The 24,826-nt window shown below is 41.0% G+C and carries 24 protein-coding genes and 1 pseudogene; 20 read left to right on the forward strand and 5 right to left on the reverse strand.

The features are described 5' to 3' along the window. Nucleotides 1–75 precede the first annotated feature (75 nt). Nucleotides 76–252, forward strand: a complete 177-nt coding sequence (locus ACUW85_RS06890) for a hypothetical protein (RefSeq protein WP_453977981.1) — start codon at nt 76–78, stop codon at nt 250–252. A 324-nt stretch (nt 253–576) separates the two neighbouring features. Continuing rightward, a complete protein-coding gene (locus ACUW85_RS06895) occupies nt 577–903 on the forward strand; it encodes a YnfA family protein (RefSeq protein WP_046466214.1) in 327 nt (108 codons plus the stop codon). Between the two features lie 245 nt (nt 904–1,148). On the opposite strand, the gene ACUW85_RS06900 is transcribed toward ACUW85_RS06895, so the two are convergent. Together ACUW85_RS06900 and ACUW85_RS06905 are read right to left on the reverse strand one after the other, a co-directional pair. Beyond that, nucleotides 1,149–1,712: a recombinase family protein gene (locus ACUW85_RS06900; RefSeq protein ID WP_141410655.1), complete on the reverse strand. Its 564-nt coding sequence runs from the start codon at nt 1,710–1,712 to the stop codon at nt 1,149–1,151. 255 nt (nt 1,713–1,967) lie between these two features. Then, nucleotides 1,968–3,893, reverse strand: coding sequence for a heavy metal translocating P-type ATPase (locus ACUW85_RS06905; protein ID WP_165696166.1), 1,926 nt, complete (start codon nt 3,891–3,893; stop codon nt 1,968–1,970). Nucleotides 3,894–4,258: 365 nt separating this feature from the next. Here ACUW85_RS06905 and ACUW85_RS06910 point away from each other — a divergent pair, with 365 nt between their 5' ends. From ACUW85_RS06910 to trpA, 9 genes are all read left to right on the forward strand, one after another. Continuing rightward, a complete protein-coding gene (locus ACUW85_RS06910; protein WP_003143660.1) occupies nt 4,259–4,573 on the forward strand; it encodes an ArsR/SmtB family transcription factor in 315 nt (104 codons plus the stop codon). A gap of 38 nt (nt 4,574–4,611) precedes the next feature. Continuing rightward, nucleotides 4,612–5,520 carry a cation diffusion facilitator family transporter gene (locus ACUW85_RS06915; RefSeq protein WP_060779399.1) on the forward strand — a complete coding sequence of 303 codons (909 nt, stop codon included), beginning with the start codon at nt 4,612–4,614 and terminating at the stop codon, nt 5,518–5,520. A 746-nt stretch (nt 5,521–6,266) separates the two neighbouring features. Beyond that, entirely contained in the window at nt 6,267–7,730 is a 1,464-nt protein-coding gene (locus ACUW85_RS06920; RefSeq protein WP_182023100.1) for an anthranilate synthase component I family protein, read from the forward strand. A gap of 2 nt (nt 7,731–7,732) precedes the next feature. Further along, a complete protein-coding gene (locus tag ACUW85_RS06925; protein WP_069286370.1) occupies nt 7,733–8,320 on the forward strand; it encodes an anthranilate synthase component II in 588 nt (195 codons plus the stop codon). Next, nucleotides 8,313–9,341, forward strand: coding sequence for an anthranilate phosphoribosyltransferase (gene trpD, locus ACUW85_RS06930; RefSeq protein WP_149256354.1), 1,029 nt, complete (start codon nt 8,313–8,315; stop codon nt 9,339–9,341). The genes ACUW85_RS06925 and trpD overlap by 8 nt, the downstream gene beginning before the upstream one ends. Next, complete coding sequence (trpC, locus tag ACUW85_RS06935; protein ID WP_149256353.1) at nt 9,338–10,120, forward strand: indole-3-glycerol phosphate synthase TrpC; 783 nt, start codon at nt 9,338–9,340, stop codon at nt 10,118–10,120. The genes trpD and trpC overlap by 4 nt, the downstream gene beginning before the upstream one ends. Next, the gene (locus ACUW85_RS06940; protein ID WP_182023101.1) at nt 10,120–10,734 is read left to right on the forward strand and encodes a phosphoribosylanthranilate isomerase; all 615 of its coding nucleotides are present in this window, start codon (nt 10,120–10,122) and stop codon (nt 10,732–10,734) included. Before trpC ends, ACUW85_RS06940 begins: the two co-directional genes overlap by 1 nt. After that, nucleotides 10,727–11,911: a tryptophan synthase subunit beta gene (gene trpB / locus ACUW85_RS06945; protein WP_182023102.1), complete on the forward strand. Its 1,185-nt coding sequence runs from the start codon at nt 10,727–10,729 to the stop codon at nt 11,909–11,911. Before ACUW85_RS06940 ends, trpB begins: the two co-directional genes overlap by 8 nt. Continuing rightward, on the forward strand, nt 11,904–12,674 hold the full coding sequence (gene trpA / locus ACUW85_RS06950; RefSeq protein WP_182023103.1) for a tryptophan synthase subunit alpha: 771 nt from the start codon (nt 11,904–11,906) through the stop codon (nt 12,672–12,674). Before trpB ends, trpA begins: the two co-directional genes overlap by 8 nt. A gap of 264 nt (nt 12,675–12,938) precedes the next feature. Here the strand turns inward: trpA and gloA are convergent, their stop codons facing one another. After that, the gene (gene gloA / locus ACUW85_RS06955) at nt 12,939–13,319 is read right to left on the reverse strand and encodes a lactoylglutathione lyase (RefSeq protein WP_149256349.1); all 381 of its coding nucleotides are present in this window, start codon (nt 13,317–13,319) and stop codon (nt 12,939–12,941) included. Nucleotides 13,320–13,617: 298 nt separating this feature from the next. Beyond that, nucleotides 13,618–14,100 carry an ECF transporter S component gene (locus ACUW85_RS06960; RefSeq protein WP_165696165.1) on the reverse strand — a complete coding sequence of 161 codons (483 nt, stop codon included), beginning with the start codon at nt 14,098–14,100 and terminating at the stop codon, nt 13,618–13,620. A gap of 545 nt (nt 14,101–14,645) precedes the next feature. Here ACUW85_RS06960 and ACUW85_RS06965 point away from each other — a divergent pair. Next, nucleotides 14,646–15,308 carry an RluA family pseudouridine synthase gene (locus tag ACUW85_RS06965; protein WP_182023104.1) on the forward strand — a complete coding sequence of 221 codons (663 nt, stop codon included), beginning with the start codon at nt 14,646–14,648 and terminating at the stop codon, nt 15,306–15,308. Nucleotides 15,309–15,437: 129 nt separating this feature from the next. On the opposite strand, the gene ACUW85_RS06970 is transcribed toward ACUW85_RS06965, so the two are convergent. Continuing rightward, a complete protein-coding gene (locus ACUW85_RS06970; RefSeq protein ID WP_016897329.1) occupies nt 15,438–17,336 on the reverse strand; it encodes an endonuclease MutS2 in 1,899 nt (632 codons plus the stop codon). Between the two features lie 991 nt (nt 17,337–18,327). Between ACUW85_RS06970 and ACUW85_RS06975 the strand changes: the two genes are divergently transcribed. The 8 genes and pseudogenes from ACUW85_RS06975 (at nt 18,328) to ACUW85_RS07010 (ending at nt 24,671) form a co-directional block, all read left to right on the forward strand. Beyond that, complete coding sequence (locus ACUW85_RS06975; protein ID WP_149256346.1) at nt 18,328–18,615, forward strand: P-II family nitrogen regulator; 288 nt, start codon at nt 18,328–18,330, stop codon at nt 18,613–18,615. Between the two features lie 64 nt (nt 18,616–18,679). Continuing rightward, nucleotides 18,680–19,576: a macrolide 2'-phosphotransferase gene (locus ACUW85_RS06980; protein ID WP_016897331.1), complete on the forward strand. Its 897-nt coding sequence runs from the start codon at nt 18,680–18,682 to the stop codon at nt 19,574–19,576. 141 nt (nt 19,577–19,717) lie between these two features. Beyond that, nucleotides 19,718–20,290 (forward strand): sugar O-acetyltransferase, encoded by a 573-nt coding sequence (locus tag ACUW85_RS06985; protein WP_016897332.1) that lies wholly within the window; start codon nt 19,718–19,720, stop codon nt 20,288–20,290. Nucleotides 20,291–20,677: 387 nt separating this feature from the next. Then, entirely contained in the window at nt 20,678–21,409 is a 732-nt protein-coding gene (gene yaaA / locus ACUW85_RS06990; protein ID WP_154837994.1) for a peroxide stress protein YaaA, read from the forward strand. 200 nt (nt 21,410–21,609) lie between these two features. After that, nucleotides 21,610–22,191, forward strand: a pseudogene (locus ACUW85_RS06995) (DUF6241 domain-containing protein). A 191-nt stretch (nt 22,192–22,382) separates the two neighbouring features. Beyond that, complete coding sequence (locus ACUW85_RS07000) at nt 22,383–22,721, forward strand: winged helix-turn-helix transcriptional regulator (RefSeq protein ID WP_016897335.1); 339 nt, start codon at nt 22,383–22,385, stop codon at nt 22,719–22,721. Nucleotides 22,722–23,077: 356 nt separating this feature from the next. Continuing rightward, nucleotides 23,078–23,380, forward strand: coding sequence for an ArsR/SmtB family transcription factor (locus ACUW85_RS07005; RefSeq protein WP_016897336.1), 303 nt, complete (start codon nt 23,078–23,080; stop codon nt 23,378–23,380). A 106-nt stretch (nt 23,381–23,486) separates the two neighbouring features. Further along, nucleotides 23,487–24,671 carry an NADH-dependent flavin oxidoreductase gene (locus ACUW85_RS07010; protein WP_182023105.1) on the forward strand — a complete coding sequence of 395 codons (1,185 nt, stop codon included), beginning with the start codon at nt 23,487–23,489 and terminating at the stop codon, nt 24,669–24,671. The last annotated feature ends 155 nt before the right edge of the window (nt 24,672–24,826 follow it).

The following is a 24,826-nucleotide window of genomic DNA, read 5'->3' on the forward strand; positions in this document are numbered from 1 at the left end:
ATTACAATAACACAGCAAACCCCCTCCACCTAGTTTACGTACACACGGACACATACTTCCTTTGCTGCGTTTCCAGTGCTAATTGACGAAGATCATGATCAAATTGTTGGTGCTCATTTGATTAGTAATGAAGCCGATGAACTGATTAATCATTTTGCAACAGCCATTCGTTTTGGGATTTCAACCAAAGAATTGAAACAAATGATATTTGCCTATCCAACAGTAGCTTCAGACATTGCACACATGTTGTAATTTTTATCATATGTTTTTCCAGCATGATTTTTCCATTATCTCTTGTACACGCTTATTCAGAAAAGGGCGATTGTTGAAAATCAAAAGCTTAATTTCTCACTAAAAATACGGAGGAATTAAGCTTTTTTATCTTTCAAAATCCTTAACGTCCGTATTTTTCCGACGGTACCTCGACTATTAAGTATTTGATTTGCATATATAAAATCCTCGTTCAATACTATCCCTCCAAACTGTTGTTAATCACTCTATGCTTGAAATAATTATCATAGTTCAAAAAGGATACGTTATAATTGCTATATTGATTAAATGTTCAAGGAGTGCTTTATGATTTATACAATTGTAGTATTCATTGTTGCAGGATTAGCTGAAATTGGTGGTGGTTATCTAATTTGGTTATGTCTCAGAGAAGGGAAGCCACTTTATTTGGGGATCTTTGGGGGAATAGCCATAGTTTTATACGGAGTCATTGCTACATTTCAATCATTCCCATCGTTCGGTAGAGTTTATGCTGCCTATGGAGGAGTATTTATTGTTCTTTCTGTATTGTGGGGATGGGGCATTGATAAAAAAACACCTGATTTATATGATTGGGTTGGTGCTGGTATTTGCTTGGTTGGGGTATCAGTAATGCTGTTTGCACCACGTCAATAAAAAAACTTCTTCAACTGGCGCTTTACTTGAAGAATCAACCTAAAAAAGTCGGTTCCTTAGCGTACAGGAATTCGACTTTTTTAGGTTGAAATTCCCTTAACGTACAAAATTTCCGAAATGTTGGCGGTACCCCTAACTATAGGTTGCAACATAAATCTTAACGAAAGATATGGGTAAAAATACTTTTTAGCTCAGTAACGTGAATAAGTGACTCACTTTTAAATATGAAATTGGCTCAAAATGCGTTATTTTTTCTTACTCTTTATATATCGATAGAGAGTAGCTTTACTGATACCAGTCATTTCTGTAATCTCTTTGCCACTATACGCTTTGCTCTCATACAGTTTCACGGCTCGTTCAATATCACGTTTGTTCACACGTGGTCTTCCGCCTATCCGACCTCGGGCACGGGCACTCTGGAGCCCCTCTTTCGTCCGCTCCACAATCAAATCACGCTCGAATTGGCTGAAGGCCTGGAAGACGGTCATCATGAGCCTCCCCTGCGGGGTGGTTGTATCGAAGTTCTCCTTCAGGCTGACCAGCTTCACGTCCTGCTCCTCGAAGTAGGTGACCAGGTCAATCAGATCCTTGGTGCTTCGTCCCAAGCGGGAGAAGCTCTCCACCACCACCGTATCCCCAGGTCGCAATTTATCCTTTAGACGGTTCAACTCAGGACGATTGCTCTTAGTCCCTGTCATTTTCTCCGTCAAGATTTCGTTGCAATTTTGTTCCGCTAGCAAGTCTAGTTGTCGGTTCAGATCCTGGTGTTGCGTGCTGACGCGCGCGTATCCGTAGATATATCCACTCACAGTTCTAACCCCCTTTCTTACTCTCATTTTATCACAAAGGGTGGTTAAAGATACATAGATATTGATACAACTTTTGAGACTAAAAAAGAGTGCTTTTAGAGAAGAAAGAGTCGCTTCTCAAAACAGTCTCATAATCGATTGTTTTTGAGACAAAGTAATTTATAAAAAATATGCCTCTAACGTTTTTAGAACGTTAAAGGCATATTAACTTCAGACAGTTATTACTATACCCTAGATTTATGGGTTTTGATAGAATTAATTAGATTTTAATAAACGAAGTCCATTCAGAATAACGACCAACGTACTTCCTTCATGAATAATGACACTGATTGCTATATCTGTTAGACCTAATAAACTCACTACAACTAAAAAGGCTACGACTGCCATTGAAAAAAGGATGTTTTGCCATATGACACGATTCATTTTAGAAGAAATTCCATGAGCTTTAACCAATTTAGATAAGTCATCCTGCATTAAAACTAAATCAGACACCTCTACTGCTACATCGGTTCCGTCTCCCATGGCAATCCCTACATTTGCATTCACAAGGGCTGGGGCATCATTTACACCATCACCCACCATTGCTGTTACGCCGTATTTCTCTTTTTGCTCGTCTATAATTCGAGATTTATCTTCTGGCATGACATTCGCGATTACTTCATCTATTCCTAATTGTTCAGCAACTGCTTTTCCTGTCATTTCTGAGTCGCCAGTGATTAGAGTGGTGTGTATGCCTTGTTCTTTAAAGTATTTAATAGTTTCTTTTGCATGTTCACTTGGAACGTCCATGAGAGCTATAAGTCCAATGACATTCTCATCTTCTGCTACATATACGACTGTCTTACCTTCTGATGCCCACTCATTATTTAAACGAATATATTCATTTGCAACCTCGTCAAATGAAGTTGGTTTTCCGATCCGATAATTTTTGCCGTTGTAATCTCCTGTCAACCCTTTACCAATCTGATTTTCTACTTCAATAGTCAGTTGATTTTTTTGTTCAAACTTTCTTAGAATGGCATCTGCTAAGGGGTGATTGGATTCTTTTTCAAGAGCTACCACGATATCAATCATATTTTCTTCGTTCACGGAATCAGCAAAATAATAATTGGTTACTTCAGGTTTTCCTTTGGTCAAAGTTCCGGTCTTATCAAACGCAATTGCTTGAGTATCGGCTAATTGAGACAGGTAAGAACTACCTTTTGAAAGGACGCCTTTTTTGGCCAGGTTAGAGGTCGTTGATAAAGTTACCGATACGGTAGCTGCTGCTAAAGCACAGGGTGAAGCTGCCACTAAAAGGACCAATCCTCTATAGATACTTTGTGACCATGTCCAGTCTAGGAGAAAAGGAGCCAATAACATGAATAACGGAATGGCAATTAAAACAACTGTAACGTATTTCGGTTCAAATTTTTGGATTATACTCGCAGCTTTTGTTTGGTTGTCTTGGTTCTGGTTTACTAACTGTAAAATTTTTGAAAATACTGTATCTTTATTTTCTTTAGTGACTTCCATTGTGAAAGTACCTGTTCCATTGATTGTACTTCCGAAAACGTCGTCTCCTTTGGACTTCTCTTTTGGGATACTTTCTCCATTAATAGACGACTCATCAATGGACGTAGAGCCTGACAAAATGACGCCATCAATGGGGACTTGATCGCCATTCAATACTTGAAGTTGATCTCCCACTTTTAATTCACTGACGTCAACATTTTTTGTACTGCCATCAGGCTGGATTAACCGGGCAGTCGTTGGATTCATTTCGAGTAATTTCGTGATTTCTCGTTTACTTCTTCCTTCAGCGTAATCTTCCAGGAAATGTGCGCCTGAAAAAATGAGAATCAACAACGTTCCTTCCCAAAAATTCCCTATCGCTGAAGCTCCTATAGCCGCTAATCCCATTAAAATATGAGAATTAGGCGTAAACTTATTATTTGCTTTTGTATTCTCAATTGTCTCTCCAAGACCTTCCAGAACAATGACATGATATCCTGCACTGATTGTAGCGATTGAGAATAAAATATTTCGCATTAACTGATAATCTTCATTCAAAAATAAAGCGATCACCGCTAAGGCTAAACCAATAAAGTATAAAACGATTGGCATTTTTCCGTGTTCATGGTCATGGTCGTGGTTGTGATTATGTTTTTCTTGAGATTGTTGCTCTTTGGTAGTTTCCATTTCTATCACCTTTCTATTAAATTTCTTTGATTTTTGTTGACTTTTTTGTGCCTTGCAAATTCTGATTTCGTATGCTTGCTTAAGTAAAGCAAGGATTTATATGGTTTGGGCTTATCCAGTCTCCATCTCCTTTTATTTGTAAATCGGAATGATTATTATTTTCATATGAAGTTTCGTTCATGTGTTTATGAAATCATATTAACTCACTGTATGAGCTTTGTCAAGACAAGATGCTTCTTATTCAAATGGACTACTATTGCTGATACAAAAGTCTTAATTTTGTCTATAAACAAAAAACTAGCATCGTTTTACTCATGTGGTATTATATATATGAATGGAAAATCATGTGAGAGGAATAAGAGCATATGGATACATCAACAACTTCGCCAATCAATAAAGAGAAGATCCAATCAATAAGCAAAGTATTCAAAGTGATTAGTGACCCTACACGCTTGTCAATTCTCTTTCTTTTACAGAAAGAAGAGCTCAGTGTTGGAAACATTGTGCTTGCATTGGATAAGGAACAGTCCGCGATTTCACACCAACTAAAAATATTGAAAGATTCACGTTTAGTGAAGGCAAGAAGAGAAGGGAAAAGCATGGTTTACAGTCTTGATGATCTTCATGTTTTCAGTATTCTCGAACAAGTCTTAACTCATATCAATGAACAAGAACAATAAAAGCTAATAAGGTATAAAACTAAATGGAGGTTTTTAAAATGTCAAAATCAGATAAAAATCATAATCACTCGCATCAGGATCAATCGAAAAAAAATATTAAAATTGCTTTTTTCACCAACTTTATTTTCTCCATAAGTGAATTTTTCTTTGGGTTTCTTTTCAATAGTGTGTCCATTATGTCTGACGCCGTTCATGATTTAGGGGACTCTATTTCAATTGGATTCGCTTGGTTTTTTCAAGGTTATTCAGAGAAAAAACAAGATGAACGGTTCACCTTTGGCTATAACCGATTTTCTTTACTGGGCGCGCTGATAACTGGCGTTGTGCTAATTAGTGGATCGTTCTTTATGATCTATCGTAGTGTGCCACGTTTGCTTGACCCACAACCCGTAAATTATAGTGGCATGTTCTGGCTTTCTCTCGTAGCTATTGCATTGAATGGATATGCGGCTTGGATTTTAAGCAAAGGCACATCCAAAAATGAGGGTATGTTGAACCTCCATATGCTGGAAGACGTATTAGGGTGGATTGGAGTCTTGATTGTGAGTATTCTAATGAACTTTACCGAGGCTTATCGATTGGATCCAATCTTATCGATTTTGATAGCACTCTATATCCTCTATAAAACTGTACCTGAATTTTTCAGTACAATGAAAATTTTATTGAACGGTTCGCCGGAAAATGTAAACGTAGAGAACCTGGCGAACTCCATTAACAATATTCCTGCTGTAAAGGACCTCTCTCATTTTCACATTTGGTCACTGGACGGAGAAGAAAATGCCCTTATCGTTACGGTTCTTATAGACTCTTCCGATATAAACAAGACTAGGGAAATCAAAGAAGAAATTGCAGAGCTTGCCCATACATCGGGTGTAAAGGATCATATCACAATAGAAATAACTACAAGTAAAGACGAACTGGAAAAAGGGTATGCTTATGGCAGTTAAAGTATTTATATATTGAAAAAAGGACTATTTTAAATCGAGTAGGAGACTAGCCAATTAATGGCTAGTCTCCTACTCGATTTATTAGTGCAAAGCACCCCTTAAATTTAATGCAAAATAAAATTACAATTTACACTTAATTGGCTTTTTTTACTTAATTTATCGGTTTCATAACTTATAGTTTTAGAAACCTTTCAAAGGATAAAATAATGAATTTTATTTCTGAGATACCTAAAATGGATAAAGAAGTTGCAATGAGCATATGATATGAATAATTAAGATATAATGATTTAAATATCCATTCTTTAATGTTTTGTTAATAAAACCCTTGACTTCTTTTTGCCTGTCCCGTTATACTCTAGTTAATCGAATAACAACTTTAAACCAATGAAGTGGAGATAACGGTGTAACGTGCAGTTACAGGGAGTGGGGATTACTGAGAGCCTCGCACAACGCAGTGCATCAAATGGACCACGGAGGGCGCAGTTAAAGGAAGTATATTTGGAGATAAACTTCTGATTATTCTGCGACGTGACGCATACGTCAGTTGCGAGGGATATGTTAGTATCCTGCAGAGTGTACAGGCGTAGTGTCTGTAAATTTAAGGTGGTACCGCGGATGTTTTTAGAGCACCCGTCCTTGACTTGTATTAGTCATGGATGGGTGCTTTTTCTGTTGTTTTCGCCCCAATCGTCATGACTAGCCGTAATTTTATGATTTCAATAATGAATTAAAAGGAGCGTACGACAATGATTAAACCAAGTTTAGAAGAGGCGAGACAGTTAGGGAAAGACCATACGATTATTCCAATTGCTTTAGAAATTTTTTCCGATGTAGCCACCTCAATCGAAGTGCTGAGAACGATCAGCAAACAATCCGACCACTTTTACCTACTGGAGAGTGTGGTGAATAAGGATAACTGGAGTCGTTATTCTTTTCTTGGCTATAAACCAAACTTGTCGATCTACTCAACAGACGGTCAAGTAACCGTGCAAGAGGGCAAGCATGAAGAAAGCTTCCAAGCAGATGATCCACTAGCACCCTTGAACGATATCCTTGACCGTTATAAGAGTCCAAGTATTGATTATTTACCGCCTTTTACAGGAGGTTTGGTTGGTTACTTGTCTTATGACTGCATCAAATATACGGAACCATCTCTACAGTTAACGAAAAATAACCCAGAAAATTTCCGGGACTACCATTTCATGTTGATGGATAAGGTCATTGCCTTTGACCACTTCCGCCAAAAGATTGTCTTAATCGTCAATATTGAAACCAACAAATTAGAAGAAAACTACATCCAAGGGGCTACAGACTTGAAGGATATGGAGCAGATGATTATGCGTCCAGGCCCAGTTCGCGAGGAGGACTTGACCCAAGAGGTTGGCGACTTTGAAGCTTTATTTAGCCAAGAAGATTACGAGCGTATCGTGGAGAAAATCCAACACCATATTGTGGAGGGTGACATCTTCCAAGCGGTGGTATCCAACCGGTTTAAGGCCCCATTTTCCGGGTCATTACTACAAACTTATCGCCTGCTTCGGACGATTAATCCGTCACCTTACATGGTCTACATGCATTTCGATGACTTAGAAATCGCGTGTGCATCACCGGAAACCCTGGTCTCTGTTCGTAACGGTGTCGCTTCATCCTTCCCATTAGCCGGTACTGTACCGCGCGGGGCAACGGATGCGGAAGATAGAGCATTAGTTGAAGGTCTCTTGCAAAATGAAAAAGAGTTGGCCGAACATGACATGCTTGTTGACTTAGCCCGCAACGATATCGGAAAGGTCGCTGAATTCGGTACACTAGAAGTCAGTGAATATAGAGCCATCAAGCAGTTTTCACACGTCAGCCACATTTCATCCAAGGTAACGGCCAAAGTCAGACCAGACGCAACTTGTTTAGATGTCTTAAAATCGGCACTACCAGCGGGTACTTTATCCGGTGCCCCTAAGATTCGGGCCTGCCAATTGATTGATGAAATTGAAGATACCAAACGAGGCCCATATGGCGGTGCTTTGGGCTATATCGACTTTGCCGGAAACATGGACATGTGTATCGGCATCCGGATGGCTGTCTTGAAGAATGACCAAGTCTTTGTCCAATCTGGCGCTGGGATTGTGGCAGATTCAGATCCTGAAAAAGAATACTTAGAAACGAAGAACAAGGCCAAAGCCATGATGACAGCATTAGGACACGAGGAGGCGTAACCATGATTTTACTGATTGATAACTACGACAGCTTTACCTACAATCTCTACCAATTGATCGGCAAGAATACGGATGAAGCCATTCAAGTTGTACGAAATGACCAAGTCACCATCGATGAAATTATTGATTTAAATCCTTCACATATTGTCATCTCTCCTGGTCCAGGACGACCGGAGGATGCAGGCGTCACAGTAGCTGTCACCAAAGAATTGGCTGACCACTTTCCAATTTTAGGGGTTTGTCTAGGCCTTCAAGCGATGTGTCTAGCTTACGGGGCGGATATTATTCATGCCCAACCGGCTGTCCACGGGAAACAGTCAACTATTCATGTGGCAAGTGGGAGTGAGATTTTTAGAGGGCTACCGCCAGTTGTGCCAGTAGCTCGCTACCATTCACTGATTGCGGACCGACAAAGTATGCCGGATGAGCTACTAGTGATTGCCGAATCGGACAAGGGTGAGGTAATGGCTGTCCGTCACCGTAAATATCCAATGTTTGGCGTCCAGTTCCATCCCGAGTCGATACTGACACCTTCAGGCGAAACGATGATTCAGAATTTTCTTAAAGTAGGAGGAAATACACATGATTAACAAGGCGATTAATGAATTATTCTTAGGCAATGATTTATCTAAAGAAACGGCAGGCCAGGTCATGAATCAGATGATGGAAGGGGAAGCTACTGACAGTCAAATGGGTGCTTACCTTGCAGCTTTGCGGATGAAGGGTGAAACAATTGACGAAATTACTGCTTCAGCTGAAGTCATGCGTGATAAGGGACTTAAATTATCCGCGAAAAAGGACGTCCTTGATATTGTTGGAACGGGTGGGGATGAGCTAAACTCCTTCAATATTTCAACCATTTCTGCCTTTGTCGTTGCGGCTGCTGGTGTTGCTGTAGCTAAACATGGTAACCGGTCAGTATCGAGTAAATGTGGGTCAGCGGATGTATTGGAAGCCTTGGGCGCAAATATTTTCCTAACGGCGGACCAAAGTGCACAAATCTTAGAGGAAACAGACTTCTGCTTTATGATCGCCCAAACTTACCATTCAGCCATGAAACATGTGGCGCCTGTCCGCAAACAATTAGGTGCCCGTACGATGTTCAATATTTTAGGGCCCTTAGCCAATCCGGCTGGGGCAACCAAACAATTATTGGGAGTATACGACGAGAAATTAGTGGAACCACTAGCTCAAGTATTAAACCAATTGAATATGAAACGGGCTATGGTGGTTCACGGTCATGACGGCTTGGACGAAATTACAATTACGGATACCACAACTATTTGTGAAGTCAATGATGGTAAGGTGACTAGCTACTTTATTACCCCAGAACAATTCGGCCTTGAACGCGGTCAATTGAGCGAGCTAATCGGTGGAGACCCAGAAGAGAATGCTCAGATTGCTTTAGATATCTTAAACGGTGAACAAAGTGCTCGCCGCAATATCGTCGTCATGAACGCGGCTTGCTGCCTGTACATGGGTAAAGATGAATTGTCTTTACGCGACTGTGTCCGTCTAGCTGAAGAAATGCTTGATTCAGGTAAGGCTAAAGCCAAATTAGATGAATTTATTGCCGCAACTAATCATGTTGGGCAGGAGGTCACTGTATGAGTATCCTAGATGAAATCGTCCTTGCCCGGGGAAAAAGGGTAGCCGAAGACAAGCTGAAAACACCTTTGGAAGAATTGTTGGTGACTTTTCCAGACCGTCATTTGCCACCATTTGCTTTTGAACAAGCCTTGAAAGAAGGGGACATGTCCTTTATATGCGAAGTGAAAAAAGCCTCGCCATCAAAGGGCTTAATCGCCAAAGATTTCCCTTATGTGGACATTGCCAAAGATTACCAAGCGGCTGGAGCGACGGCCTTGTCGGTTTTAACAGAAGAAGATTATTTCCAAGGGCGCAACCAATACTTACAGGAAATTAGCCAAGCAGTGACTATTCCCATTTTGCGGAAAGATTTTGTGATCGACCCTTACCAAATCTACCAAGCTCGGGCAATCGGGGCGGACGCTATACTATTGATTTGTGCAATCTTAAGTCCAGACCAGTTGGCCGCATACATTTCCTTAGCGGACGAATTGGGCTTGTCGGTTTTAGTGGAAGCCCATGATGCGGATGAAATCGCCATGGCCATTGAAGCTGGTAGCCGAATTATCGGGGTCAACAACCGAAATTTACATAACTTTGAAGTGGACTTCCAAAATTCGATTCGCTTGAGAAATCTGACGCCGGATGACACGGTTTTTGTGGCTGAGAGTGGGGTTAAGACAGCAGCGGATATCAAATTATTGCATGACAACCGAGTGGACGCGGTTTTAATCGGTGAATCTATGATGTTGGCTGAGGATAAGCAAGCGAAATTAAGTGAACTTAAAGGGGCTTTGTAATGGTTAAGGTGAAAATTTGTGGCTTGAGACGGCCGGAAGATATTGAGGCAGCAAATGCGGCTAAACCAGATTATGTGGGTTTTATCTTTGTGCCAGAAACCAAGCGATATGTGAAGCCTGACTTAGCGGCAAGTTTTAGACGTGATTTAGCGGCGGATATTCAAACGGTGGGCATTTTTGTAAATGCCCCAATTGAAGAGATTGTGGCGATTTGTCAGGCGGGAACTATTGATTTAGTCCAGTTACACGGTGAAGAAGACCAGGCCTATATTGAACATTTGAAGGGGCAAGTTAACCAAGACATTATCAAATCGGTTGCGGTTGGGAATGAATTGGTGGTAGATCCAAATCAAGCTGACTATTTATTATTTGACAGCTTGAGTCCTAGCCGCGGTGGTTCAGGGAAGATATTTGATTGGCAAATGGTGTCAGCATACCAAGACAAGCCCTTTTTCCTGGCTGGAGGTCTAGGGGTTGAAAATATTGAAGAGGCCTTAAAAGTGGTTCGACCTTATGCGGTAGACGCGTCGTCGTCACTTGAAACAGATGGGGTCAAAGATCCAGTGAAAATGCAGGAATTCGTAGCGAAAATACGGGAGGTAACACATGACTAATGGTAGATTTGGCGACTTTGGTGGCCAGTATATTCCAGAAACCTTGATGGCGGAAGTGCAACGGGTGGAGGAAGCCTACAATTTTTATAAAAATGATCCAGACTTTCAGAGAGAATTGACTGCTCTATTGAATGATTATGCGGGTCGTCCGTCGCGTTTGTATTATGCAGAGAATATGACGGCTGATTTAGGCGGGGCTAAGGTCTATCTAAAAAGAGAAGACCTGAACCATACCGGGTCGCACAAAATTAATAACGTCCTAGGGCAAGCCTTGTTGGCGAAAAAAATGGGGAAAGCCCGTTTAATTGCAGAAACTGGGGCTGGTCAGCACGGGGTGGCGACAGCAACTGCTGCAGCTTTATTGAAGATGGAATGTGAAATTTTTATGGGGCAAGAAGATACAGACCGCCAAGCTTTGAATGTCTTTCGGATGGAATTGTTAGGGGCTAAGGTTAACAGTGTGGCTAAGGGGACCAAAACCTTGAAGGATGCGGTGAATGAAACCATGCGTGAATGGAGTAACCGGGTGGAAGATACGCATTATGTACTAGGCTCTGTCATGGGGCCTCATCCATATCCAACTATGGTGCGGGACTTCCAAAGTGTGATTTCTCGTGAAATTAAAGATGAATTCCAGAAAAGTCATGGGCAATTGCCGGATGCGGTCATTGCTTGTGTGGGTGGTGGGTCTAATGCTATCGGGACTTTCTACCACTTTATTGAAGACGAAGGTGTTCGTTTAATTGGTTGTGAGGCGGCTGGAAAAGGGATTCATACCACTCAACATGCAGCGACTATGGCCAAGGGGACGACAGGTATTTTCCACGGCATGAAGAGTTTATTCTGCCAAGATGAATATGGTCAAATCGCCCCAGTTTATTCGATTTCAGCGGGTCTTGACTACCCAGGGATTGGGCCAGAACACGCCCGTTTAAATGAAGTTGGCCGTGCGGAATACGTACCAGTAACAGATGATGAAGCGGTGGCAGCTTTTGAATACCTATCTAAAATGGAAGGGATTATTCCAGCGATTGAATCTGCCCACGCTGTTGCTTACGCCCAAAAATTGGCGCCTACATTGTCACCAGACCAGAGCATCGTGATTTGTCTATCAGGACGTGGGGACAAGGATGTGGCAGCCATTGCCCGTTATAAAGGAGAAGAGATTTATGAGTAAAATAGCTGAAGCATTCCAAGATAAAAAAGCTTTTATCACCTATTTGATGGCAGGGGATCCCAATCTGGACCAATCAGCTGAAAATATCCTAGCTGCCCAAGAAGCAGGGGCTGACTTAATTGAAATCGGGATTCCTTTTTCAGATCCAATCGCTGAAGGGCCAGTTGTAGAAAATGCGAGTGTGCGGGCCATATCAGCAGGGGTGCGCTTGAATAATGTCTTTGATATGGTAGCTTCATTGCAGAATAAAATCCGTGTCCCTTTGGTATTCATGACCTATCTAAACCCGGTTTTTGTATACGGTTATGACAAGTTTTTCGCTAAATGCCAAGAAATCGGAATTTCAGGTATCATCATTCCTGACTTGCCTTTCGAGGAACAGGAGGAAGTGAAGGTTGTTGCGAATCAATACGGCATTGAAGTTATTACTTTGATTGCCCCGACTTCAAAAGATCGGATTAAGGAAATTGCTAAAAAGGCAGAAGGCTTCATCTATCTAGTATCGTCTATGGGTGTTACTGGTGTGCGTTCTAATATCACGACGGATATTTCTGCGATGGTAGCTGAAATTCGCACTGTTTCGGATATTCCGGTCGCAGTAGGTTTTGGGATTAACCAGCCAAACCAGGTGAAAGATATCTCAGCCAAAGCAGATGGCGTCATTGTAGGTAGCGGTATTGTGCGTCTAGTTGAAGCTCACGGAAATGATGCCAAGTCTCACATTTACGACTACGTTCATGAGATGCAGGCAGTTCTAAGATAGAAAGCTGTAGTAAATATTGGTACAAGTGGATGTTTTTGAAGAAAATACCGCTACTCCACCATGAACAATGCAAGTAGGCTAGAACCATCTTCTCCATCTATAAAGAGACCATATATACAATCTTTTCACGAGTAGGTAACCCTTATTACACTACACTTATACATATCTTGAAGCGCACGAAATGGGTATTTCAATAGGAGTGAAAGCATTTTAAAAGGCGTTACCCTAAGAATAAGGTAGCGCCTTTTAAAATGCTAAAGAAGTCTATTTTTTACGTTTAACTTCAATACGATAACCATCTGGGTCAGTCACGAAGAAGTATGATGGTGTGCCACCTGAAAGGCCTTTTAAGTCACCAGTTTCATAAGCAGATGCTTTACAAATTTCATGCATAGCTTCTAAATCTTCAACTGTTACACCTAAATGGCTAAAGCCGTCGCCAATTGTGTATGGATCTGCATCGTAGTTGTAAGTCAACTCGATTTGGACATTTGACCCTGGTGAGTTTAAGTAGATTAAATCAAATTTATTCTCCGGAAACTCTCTGCGGCTAGCTACCTCAAAATCAAATAGATTTGTATAGAAGTCTAAAGTTGCATCAATATCTCTCACACGTAAACAAATTTCAACAAGTACTTGGCTCATTCTAAATACCTCCGTTATTTTTGATTAATTTCATCATAACACAGATAATAAAAGTGGTCGCTTGATATGAATTATTCAATTAGGATATGAAGAATTCCGAGTATTATCTTTAAGATGAATAAGTAATTTGCGATGAAGGTAGCACTTACTAGAAATGCGACTAACAAGCAAAACTTCGACAAGATGAAGAGGGCAGTATTAAATCAAATTTTAGAAAAACTATCTTTAACTGCTTCACAATAACAAAAAAATGACCACTAATACATCAACTATGTTAGTGGTCATTTGATTAATAAGATTATAAATATCTTTGAATAACTGGTTTTAACCTGATACTGATTGGAATAGCGATCAAAACCCCTACACCAGATTGTAGAATGTTAGTGAACAAGCCAGCAATCGCTGCAGCAGCCGTACCATATAAGATCCAGCTAGCAATCGCATAACCGACAATCATCACAACTGCGGATAAAACTAAGTATAATACTTTTTCTTTACGGCCTTTATCTTTGGCTAAACCAGCAATATATCCCTGCGCTCCGTGGATAACTGCTGAGAAGATAATCCACTGTGCATAGCCTGAGAGTAAGTCAATTAAACCACCGCTCATTGCACCGACAACTAATCCGCCTATTGGCCCAAAAACCAGTGAAGCTGTGACGATACCTACATCAGCAAATGTGAAGAATCCATTCGATGCAGGAACAGGAATAATGATAAATAAAGAAATGGCTACAACTAATGCCGCCGTTACAGCATAAAATGCATAATGCTTTTTCATAAAATTTTCCTCCCTAACCATAGAAAAATAAAAAAAATCCATTAAATGAAATTTTTATTAGATAATATATATATATTTTTAATCCAATCTTTATCATACCATTTGACGAAAAATAAAGAAAGATATATAAAACGTTTTCATTTTTATCGAAGAAGAAAAGAATAATGTTTATAACTGGATTAAATTTACTCTATAAATGATTAATTATTATCGATTGTCTATCATAACCTATTCAATCACTCAAAAAGCCCAAGAACACTATAAAATGTCAAAGGTTCTTATAAAGAAAAACTTACTGCTGTAGCTATGTTGGAAATACGTAGTAACTTTATTACTACTATAAAGAGATGCATTTACCACTAATATTGAAAAACGAAATATGTACTAGTGGTTAGGTAGGTAAAAAGTTGATGTTCTAAGTTTTAAACCCTTTTTAGTTTGGAAAGGGGATCAGTTATAGCAATATAAATCTAGATAAATTAGGGAAAGCTAACGCGATATGCTATGGTGGGGCCACTATGTTTGCAAAGGAGTAGAGGCAATGGATGTACCAATATTATGAAGATAATCATTTATTATTGGTTCAAAAACCAGTAAATATACCAGTTCAAGAAGACCAAAGTGGAGATAAGGATTTATTAACCTATCTCAAAGAGGATATCAAATACCGCTATCAAAAACCGGGCAATGTCTATTTAGGATTAGTACATCGACTAGACCGTCCGGTTGGTGGCACAATGGTATTCGCCAAAACTTCAAAAGTAGCGTCAAGATTATCTGACCAGGTTCGGCGGAATGCTATGGAACGGACCTATCTTGCGGTAGTCAATGGGAAACCGGGACAGGCTAGCAACCGACTTGTGGATTATCTGTACAAAAACCGGCAAAAGAATAAAGTGTCAATTGTTTCAGAGCACCATAAAGAAGGGAAAAAGGCTGTCCTAGATTATAGTGTTAGCGCATCTAAAGACGGACTCAGTCTAGTTAGTGTGCAATTACAGACCGGTCGCCCCCATCAAATTCGGGTCCAACTGGCAGGACTTGGAACGCCTATTTGGGGGGATCAAAAATATGGTGAACAATATAGTAAAGTGGGTCAACAAATTGCTTTGTGGGCGCATAGTTTGACCTTACACCACCCTGTTCAAAAGACACCAATCACTGTAGCATCACCCTTGCCAGAAGCCTATCCCTGGAATATTTGGTAAAAATAACGACAAAAAAGCATTGCCCAAATTTTCAGGCAATGCTTTTTTAATCGGCTTTCAATAGCTAGAATGGAAGTGGTGGGCAATTTTCGTCCCGATCTTTATTTAATCCGATACTAGATCCTGAACTTAATCCTTATGGCGCAACTCTTTATGGATTTTCCGCAGGGCTTTTTTCGACCCGCGTTCAATGTCGTGGTTGCGTTTACGGGTAGCGTAATCTACAAATAGGTTGTCTAAATTGTAACCATCTGGGTATAAGTCGCTAGCTTTTTGGTCTAATTGTAGGCGGCGGACGTGGATATCCACATATTCATCGTCAACATAAACTGTTACTTGATGATATTTATCCACCTGTGAATAAATTAAAGCAGATTGGCCAGTTTCAAGTAGGGTCACTCGGTCACCTTTTTGGTAGTCAGTGAAAAGATCGTCTCCTGGTTTATCGGCTTTGGCTTTTCTGACTTTACTGTCTTTGACCAGGTCAAATTGGTAGTTTTTATCGACTAGGTAGCCTTCTGCTCGTTGCAAGATATGGTAAGGAACGGCCATTTTACGGGAAATCCACATGGCATTGCTGGCGCCGGCTTGACCCATCAATAGTTTATAGGTAGGTTCTAGACTTTCATTTTGGAACTGCATGGCGGCATTCATAAAATCTGGATGCTGGTCTGAAAAGTCCTTGATTTCGCCGTAATGGGTGGTGGCAATGGTAATCGCACCCTTCAGGTAAAACTCTTCTAAAATGGCAATCGCTAGGGCGGCTCCTTCATTGGGTTCAGTCCCGCTGCCGATTTCATCAAACAACAACAGGGTATTGTTGTTGGCCACGCGCAAAATATCCGATAAATTCTTCATATGCGATGAGAATGTGGATAAGGCATTTTCAAGACTTTGGTTGTCCCCAAGGTCGACGAAAGTCTGGTCAAAAACAGCCACTTCTGTTTCAGGGCTAGCGGCAATATGACAACCTGACATGGTAGCGAGGGTCACTAAACCGACCGTTTTTAAGACGATGGTCTTCCCACCGGCATTTGGTCCGGTAATGACCAAGCTTCGGTAGTCGTCTCCAATGGTGAAACTCAAAGGTACGACTGGCCCCGTTAATAGGGGGTGCTTGGCGTCTACCAGGTTGATGTAGCCATAATCGTTGGTTGAGGGAGCAATGCCGTCAATATGGCGACTGTATTTTCCTTTGGCGAAGATCATGTCGTACTGAGCGATTAACTCAATATTAACTCGAATCAGCTGGGTGTTTTCAACGATCAAACCGGTTAAACCAGCTAAAATCTGGTATTCAAGCATGGCTTCCTCGGCACGCAAGGCATCTAGCTCGGCGGATAATTTGCTGACCACGCTAGGCTCAACAAAAACCGTTGTGCCCTTTTGTGACATTTCAATCACTGTTCCTTGAACTTGATTTTTGTAGGAAGCTTTGATGGGAATGGTGTAGTGGTCGTTCTTGTAGGCCACGACGAATTCCTGTATGTAGGACTTATTGCTAGCACTAGTCAGAAATTTGTTTAGGCGATCCTTAATTTTTTCTTCGATTGTTTGTATATGGTGGCGAGCCCGTTTCAAGTCACGATTAGCCTCGCTATCTACCTGATTATTTTTAATGGCAAAATGAATTTCCTCCTCAATCTGGTGGAGGTCGGTCATTGATTGGGCGTACTGGGCAAGAGTTGGGGCGATGAAGGCGTGCTTGTCCATAAAGCTGGCAATCCGACGACAACCCCGCAGGAATTCAGCTACCGTGAAAAGTTCGCTGGCGGTCAGGACAATCCCCTTGTCTAACTTGGTCATGGTGTGGTCTAGGTTAGTGACCCCCATAAAGGGGACGGATGACCCGGTATCAATAATGGCACGTGCTTCTGATGTTTCCTTTAGCCGTAATTGGACCACGTCAAGATTGGTAGACGGGGTTAATTTGTCGATTAATTGACCACCAAGTTCGCTGACACAGTAAGAACGGACCATGGCTTTAAAGGCCTCGTATTGTAATTTTTCATAGGTGTTTTGATTCATGTATATGTCTCCTCATCAGTAGGCAATTTTACTTAGGGCGAATTGAAGGGAACCTCCCAGTATTTCAATGATATGTGGGTATAAAAAGAAGCCACGGGCACACCGTAGCTTCAAATCAATAGGGATAGGGAAATAGACCTAGTTCATCTAGGGGCATTCCAATATCTAGCATGTTTGTAAAGTGAGGTAGGCACCTTCTAAGTTAGAAATAAAACCATGTTGAAAAGCGGGTGACTAAATGTCCGTCCCGGTAATGATCTTACTTCTGATTTGAATAACTTAGTTTGCGGCTACCGCACTCATAAACAATCCTCGATTTCTTAAAAATTTATGGCTTTTATTTGTCATTGAAATTGACTTTACTTTTTTAGTATACGGAATTTGTGGCTGAAAGTAAAAGGAAATTTGAAAATGACTTGAGTTGAAGGAAGGGGATTGCTAAAAATGCTAAAATTTCAGTATTCAAATTTTATTAACCCCTTAATTCATGATAGGATTAAATAGAGATGAATCCTTATAAGGGATGGGGAAAGTCTGGATAAATTAATTGAAAATTTTAAGGAGACATCAATGTAAATTCTACCCATGGTAGGTGTGGTCTTATTGATACTGCTATTTTTACAACTAGTTGCTTGGCTAACCATGGTAAGGTTTTTGATAGGTGTCGTATTTCTATAGGTGACTTCACCTTTATTTTTAGTTGGGGTAGACCTAGGTGTCGAAAAAAACAGGTAGACCACCAACACGAAGGTCCATACAAATTAGTGACGACCATTTGTACCTACGAAGGCGAGGAATTCGTTGACGCCACTCAAGCCTTATATGCGGCCCAACACGTTTTCATTCAGAGGCACGGGTCAGCTGGATTATCTCAGAAATGCCTATGATGCCATCCAGTTAAGTGAAGCTGGGGCCATCGCATTCACAAGAGACATCGTTAATTTACACCGATTTTAGGAGGTCACTTATATAGTATACAGTATATGCGGTAGTGCTTAGTGGACGAACAGGCGAGGTCATTGAAGCTACAGAAGCCGCTGGGTTCCAAGAGTGTACCGTCATTCAAGGGAAGGGTATCGGCCACAAACACAAACGTTTTTTAAGATTTGAAGTGGCACCCATGCGTGAAATCTTGATGGTGATTGTTGAAGAATCGAAATACATGAAGGTTAGCCAGTCCATTTATACGAAATTAGGCATGGACCAAGAAGGCAAAGGCATTGTATTCGCAGAACCATTAGACCAGGTAGCTGGTTTAGTAGGCCAATTAGAGGATTAAGCAGGTTCGTCATGATTCGCTTGGGTATGTTTAAATCGATCGAATAACAGAAAGGGCAGAATAAATGCAAACAGATGAAATCATTCAATTAGCCAAGAATTTTGGCATTCACTTATTGGCGGACACCCTAGTTGCCATCAATATGGGCTTGGATTTTCAAGTCGTCTTAGGACAAGATGAAGGCCAAGAAAACTGGGTACTCCGGGTACCGAGACGAGATGAAGTTTTTGAAAAAGCCAAATTGGAAAAGGGCATTCTAGACCTTGTTAACCAAGAAGTGACGATAGTGGAAGTGCCTAACTGGACAGTCTTTGACCGGCAATTGATTGCTTATCAAAGTGTTGCTGGCAGGCCAGCAGTCACAACCGACATGACCACTTATGAAAATGACTGGTTGTTTGATGTGGAAAATGTTCCAACAACATATACACAATCATTGGCCAAGGCCTTGGTTGATATCCACCAAATTCCAGTCGCAAAAGCTGAAGAACTTGGCATTAAAAGTCAAAAAGCCAGTGGTTTACGGGCCAACATGCAGGCGCGAATAGACGCTGTAAAAGCAAAATATACAGTGAATGAAGACTTGCTTGCGCGTTGGGAAAAATGGTTGGCGGACGAAAGTTTATGGCCAGACCAAACTGGATTCTACCACGGCGACCTATTCCCAGGTCATATCCTAGTAGACGAAAGCCATAGTGTTGTAGGGGTTATTGACTGGACAGAAGCTCAGGTAGGGGATATGGCCAACGACTTCACCGCCCATTATTTACTCTTTGGTGAAACAGCTTTAGATGATTTAATCAATGCTTACGGTCAAGCGGGTGGTTATACTTGGCCCAAGATGAAAGACCATATTATTGAATTACTATCTATTCAACCCATTACCATCGCAGAATTTGCAGCTGCTTCAGGCAGCGAAGACTATGCTAAAGCAGCAGCAGATATGCTGACGAAAGGATAATTTTAAATAAAATAGAGATGAGTTTAGTCGTACTGACTGGGGCTCATCTTTTTTATTTATCCGTCTAAATAGTTGTGGTCTGCCCACTTGGCTTCTATACTAAGGATAAGCAAGAAAGACCAGTATAAAGGAGCGAAAATCATGGACTTACAAACCTATTTAGATGATATGGAAAAGGGTAAACGTGTCCAATCTGGGTCATCAGCCCACCAAATCATGCACCAGATGAGTCAGGAAGCTTTAAAAATTACCAACCAAATTAACAATCAATACCATGAGCCAGCAGCTCTTCGTCAATTGATAGCAGATCTAACAGGACAAGAGATTGACGAAACCTTCGCTTTATTTCCACCCTTCTACACCGACTTTGGGAAGAATATTCATTTTGGCAAAAATGTCTTTATCAATGCCGGATGCAAGTTTCAAGACCAAGGCGGAATTTACATTGGGGACGGGGCTTTGATTGGCCATAATGTGGTGATGGCAACCTTGAACCATGCGGAAGATCCAAGTGACCGTGGTTCCCTGATTCCAGGGGCCATTACCCTCGGGAAGGATGTGTGGGTTGGCGCTAATGCGACGATTTTAGCTGGTGTGACCATTGGTGATGGGGCGATTATCGCAGCAGGTGCCGTGGTGACTAAGGATGTGCCAGAGAATACAATCGTTGGTGGCGTACCGGCGAAGATTATCAAAGAAATTGAAATTGGGTAAATTAAAAGACCAACAAATGACGGACAAAACGTCGCTTTGTTGGTCTATATTGTGTTAGTAGGAATTGGTCGCATTTAAAGTCGCTTTCAGAATCACACCCTGAAGTTGAGCTCCTTCTAATGCATAGGCATCCCTATGTCACTATGTTCCGAAGGCTGCTCTAAAAATGTCAGACTCGTGCCACTTCAGGATTAGATTGCGTGAGGTGTCATCACTCCGTCTAATTTCCACATGAAAAGCATCCTTTCTCATTTCAATTATTTGTTACTTTTAGCATAGGGGTTTTGGACAAAAGTTGCTAACAATACACATGGCAATCATTTGGCCAACAGCCACAGAATAAGCTAAACTAGGACCATAGATTATAAGCGTTAGGACGAGTGAACAATGAAAATTATTTTTGCCCCAGCTAAAGAAATGAGAATAGATAAACTTTCAACAGATAAACCTCTATATTCAGCCACTACCCAAGCTATTATCCAAACCCTACAAGCCCAATCAGATGACCAGTTGAAAAATCATTACAAAATTTCTGACCAACAAGTGTCACAAGTCAAAGACTATATCCGACACTTAAATACGGGTCCTGCGTACAAAGCGCTAGACCTCTATAACGGCCTCGCCTTCCGTCAAATCGATGTAGACCTTGCAGACACAGCAATCGCAAGCTATTTAGGCCAACATTTCCGCATCCTATCCGCCTTATACGGCCCACTCAAAGCCACCGACCCCATCCGCCCCTACAGACTCGACTTCAACACACCTCTTAAAGTCGACGGCCAAGACTTGCGCCACCTATGGGGAAGTGATTTTAATGACTTCTTTGAAAAGGGGGAGACAGTCTTAAATCTGGCGAGCCAGGAGTTTTCAGTGATGCTGGACCAAGACCGCTACCATTGGGTCGACTTTGAATTCTACGAATACGACCCAAACAAGGCGGATGGATTGAAAAAACATTCAACCATTTCTAAAAAAGGGCGTGGTAAGATGGTTGCCTTTTTAGCTAGCAATCAAATTAAAAATCTTACAGATATTCAAAAATTCGACGCTGACGGTTATCAATTCGAAACAAACTACTCAAATGATAATAAGTTTGTATTTGTTAAGCGAAAACGATAAATCATGGGTCCGTTTATGATAAGATGGTTAAAATGGGTATTTTTCTAGTGAACACTGACACCTTGTAGGGAGAACGGGACGTCGATTTAACAGAATTTGTAGATGAAGAAAAAGTATTTTGGGAGGATGTATCGTTGAAAAAGGTATTAAATGCATTTTTAATTTTTTTAGCACTAGTAGTCGCAGGTGGGATTGTTGCTGTGGTCTACTTTAGTGTAAGTGAATCAGGCGAATCGAGTACCACCGCCGCGTCAAGTTCAGTAGCGTCGTCTACAAGTTCTACTGCTTCAAGTTCGGACTCAAGTGCTTCATCTGAATCAGAAGAGAGCGAATCTGATTCAGCAGAGGATTCAGAAGATGAAAGTTCAGAAATCGAAAAAGCGCTTGCTCAAGAAGCGGAAACCAAGGTTTTAATGGGTAGAGAATTATACGGTTCTTGGTTGCATATGGATATTACCCAAGAAAGCCAATTTTTAAATGCCATCCACTACATGACCCATCAAAAAGTTCAAGCCAACTCAAAACAGGGTGCGTTAGAAATCACACCAGAGAGAATCGATATCATGCTTGGACAAGCTGAAGTATTCAGCGACTCTGAACACTATCCTTTCTACATTTAAGTTTTAACTGCTTGGGATGAAGGGGACTTCTCAAATGCCGTTTACGCCCACAATTACGTGTGGAACGCCAATGACGGGGATATCGGAGAAGCCTATGCCTTGTCAGATGATGATCAAGAAGCTGCCTTTGTGGAAGCTAACTTTAGAGATGTAGATATGTAACAGTTTTTTTGCATAACAAGGTAAAATGGGGTTGAGATAATCATGTCTCAGCCTTTTTGCCTAATGAAATATATAAAAGGTGACTTTCCTATCAAAGGTGCAAAGTTTTTCTGAACTTAACCATATTATGGTATCTTTAATAGCGTTATCTTTAATAACGATTCAGTTAAAAGCCTGAATGGAGGGATACCATGTTTATCGAATTTAATAACAAGGAATTCTATACAACGAAGGATTTGGCGCTATCGATTATAGGTGGTAAATGGAAGATCCCCGTCATCTTTCACTTGTTGCAAAATGAAGTGCTACGATTAAGTGAGTTTGAGCGCTTGTTGCCAGACATTAATCAACGAATGCTCATTCGACAACTCAGAGAATTAGAACGCGACCGTGTGATTGAAAGAGTAGTCTATCAAGAAATGCCACCAAAAGTTGAATATAAGCTAACTGATATTGGTAAAAGACTGGATAATGTCGTCTATGCAATTTGTGACTGGGGCGACGAATTTCTAGAAGATTTGTCAAAATGACTTGTGCCGGTCAGTCTGAAAAACTAAAATACGCCGCTATACTGAAAGAAGAATCAGTATGGCGGCGTGTTTTTTTGAAAAGCTTCTTTTAACTTATGTGTAAGCTCATGTTTAAAACGGGGCTTTTCCGCCTTTGATGACCAGGTTTAGTGACTAGGCTGCCATATACAGAATATTTGTCCATAGCAATTCTCCTTCAAAGTTCTAAAGCGAAGTTTGTTATCTTTATTTTAGTGTGTTCAAAGGGTATATACAGAAGTTATTTAATAATTTAGCTTGCTTGAGTCGATTCATTTTACATATCGAAATAACCCGATATGATAGTTTTATGTTATTGAAAAAGGGGAGGTGATTATTTGGCGTCGATAGATATTTTTAAGGCTTTAGCAAATGAACACCGCTTACTGATTATGCACTATTTGAAGGATCCAACGGTTTATTTCGTCCATGAAACGGATGTTGATATGACGGAACACGGAGTTTGTGTCGGGGAAATTCAACGGGCGCTTGGGCTTACCCAGTCTACGACTTCTCATTATCTAACCATGATGAGTAAGGCTGGTTTGGTGACCCCAACTCGGCTTGGTAAGTGGACATACTACCGTCGCAATGAGGCAGCAATTCAAGAATTACGCAAATTTATTGATAAGGAAATATAGGTATTAGCTAGTCAGCAACCTATATTTTTACCCAAACATATCGAATTTTCTCGATGTGACAGTTGAAAATAAATGATGAAGAAGATGTATATAAGGAGTTAGCAGAATGACAAACAAATTAACGGACAAAGTAACCCTACGCCACGGAGCCGTTTTAAATAATCGGGTAGCTATGTCACCCATGCAATCCCAATCTGGTAAACGCAACGGATTTGTGAGCGATGACACCTTGAAATACTACGGTGCCCGGTCACAAGCAGGAGGCTTAATCGTCACTGAATTCCATTATGTCAGTGAAAACGGTGGACCTGCCTACCATCCTGGCTACCCAGAACAATTAGCGGTTTATTCTGATGCCCATTTGGACGGTCTAACAAAATTAGCGACGGCTATGAAGAAAGACGGCAACAAAGCTGTCCTACAAATCCACCACTCAGGTCGAGCAGCAGTAGGTCACGCAATTTCTGGTCAAGACGTTGTGGCACCATCAGCCATTGACTTCGATTTCTTATCTTATCCAGTGCGTGAACTAACTGGTCAAGAAATTGAAGACATCATCAAAGACTTTGGACGGGCAACAAGTCGTGCGATAAAAGCCGGTTTTGATGGGGTTGAAATCCACGGAGCCAACCACTACCTATTGCAACAATTCTTTTCAGCCTTTTCAAACCAGCGAAACGACCAATGGGGTGGCAGCCTTGAGAAACGCATGGCCTTCCCACTAGCAGTTGTGAAAGAAGTGAAACGAGTAGTCGCTGAACAAGCGTCAAGCAATTTTATTATTGGTTACCGACTTACCCCTGAAGAAATTCACGGCGATGTGGTTGGTTACGACTACAAAGATGCTACAGCCTTAGTCTCTGAAATCGTGAAAAATGAGCTCGACTATATCCACCTATCCTTATGGGGCGGCTACAACTCCTCACCAAACGGGGTGGACCAATCATACGCTGAATTATTTAAGGCCGTATTAGATGACCAAACTAAATTGTTAGCGGTTGGTGGCGTCTTTGACGAAGAAAGTGCTAAAGATGCTGTTGAAAACTATACAGATATCGTTGTTGTCGGACGCGGTACGCTAATAGAACCACAATTCGGGCGCAAAATCCAAGAAGGGCGTGGAGATGAAATCTTCCATGAAATTAGCCCAGAAAACATGGACTATGTCTCATGGACAGAAGGGTTGAAAGAAGCTTTCTCTCGTGAAGATTCATTAGGCTTACCTCCACTACCAGGTGGTGAAACCATTCGACACTTGCATACAGGTCGTTATGATATGTTAGGGAAATAAATAATAGTAGTTTAAAAGCGTTCATTTGAACGCTTTTTTATACATGATTGTTCTTTTACAATTAGTCACTCGCTACTATAGGAAGAGTAAGTATTCATTAATTAGTGGTCTATATTTGATAAATGTTTTTTATTGATTTAAAATAAGCAAAATTT

The organism is Aerococcus sp. 150760013-2, assembly GCF_053627715.1.

Bases quoted from the DNA above. Each gene is read 5' to 3' on its own strand.
- ACUW85_RS06940 (WP_182023101.1), top strand. From the start codon at position 10,120: ATGGTTAAGGTGAAAATTTGTGGCTTGAGACGGCCGGAAGATATTGAG.
- ACUW85_RS06970 (WP_016897329.1), bottom strand. From the start codon at position 17,336: ATGAATCAAAACACCTATGAAAAATTACAATACGAGGCCTTTAAAGCC.
- ACUW85_RS06910 (WP_003143660.1), top strand. From the start codon at position 4,259: ATGGATACATCAACAACTTCGCCAATCAATAAAGAGAAGATCCAATCA.
- ACUW85_RS07010 (WP_182023105.1), top strand. From the start codon at position 23,487: ATGACAAACAAATTAACGGACAAAGTAACCCTACGCCACGGAGCCGTT.
- ACUW85_RS06960 (WP_165696165.1), bottom strand. From the start codon at position 14,100: ATGAAAAAGCATTATGCATTTTATGCTGTAACGGCGGCATTAGTTGTA.
- gloA (WP_149256349.1), bottom strand. From the start codon at position 13,319: ATGAGCCAAGTACTTGTTGAAATTTGTTTACGTGTGAGAGATATTGAT.
- ACUW85_RS06895 (WP_046466214.1), top strand. From the start codon at position 577: ATGATTTATACAATTGTAGTATTCATTGTTGCAGGATTAGCTGAAATT.
- ACUW85_RS06965 (WP_182023104.1), top strand. From the start codon at position 14,646: ATGTACCAATATTATGAAGATAATCATTTATTATTGGTTCAAAAACCA.
- ACUW85_RS06985 (WP_016897332.1), top strand. From the start codon at position 19,718: ATGGACTTACAAACCTATTTAGATGATATGGAAAAGGGTAAACGTGTC.
- ACUW85_RS06980 (WP_016897331.1), top strand. From the start codon at position 18,680: ATGCAAACAGATGAAATCATTCAATTAGCCAAGAATTTTGGCATTCAC.
- ACUW85_RS06905 (WP_165696166.1), bottom strand. From the start codon at position 3,893: ATGGAAACTACCAAAGAGCAACAATCTCAAGAAAAACATAATCACAAC.
- yaaA (WP_154837994.1), top strand. From the start codon at position 20,678: ATGAAAATTATTTTTGCCCCAGCTAAAGAAATGAGAATAGATAAACTT.
- trpD (WP_149256354.1), top strand. From the start codon at position 8,313: ATGATTAACAAGGCGATTAATGAATTATTCTTAGGCAATGATTTATCT.
- trpC (WP_149256353.1), top strand. From the start codon at position 9,338: ATGAGTATCCTAGATGAAATCGTCCTTGCCCGGGGAAAAAGGGTAGCC.
- ACUW85_RS07000 (WP_016897335.1), top strand. From the start codon at position 22,383: ATGTTTATCGAATTTAATAACAAGGAATTCTATACAACGAAGGATTTG.
- ACUW85_RS06915 (WP_060779399.1), top strand. From the start codon at position 4,612: ATGTCAAAATCAGATAAAAATCATAATCACTCGCATCAGGATCAATCG.
- ACUW85_RS06925 (WP_069286370.1), top strand. From the start codon at position 7,733: ATGATTTTACTGATTGATAACTACGACAGCTTTACCTACAATCTCTAC.
- ACUW85_RS06920 (WP_182023100.1), top strand. From the start codon at position 6,267: ATGATTAAACCAAGTTTAGAAGAGGCGAGACAGTTAGGGAAAGACCAT.
- trpA (WP_182023103.1), top strand. From the start codon at position 11,904: ATGAGTAAAATAGCTGAAGCATTCCAAGATAAAAAAGCTTTTATCACC.
- trpB (WP_182023102.1), top strand. From the start codon at position 10,727: ATGACTAATGGTAGATTTGGCGACTTTGGTGGCCAGTATATTCCAGAA.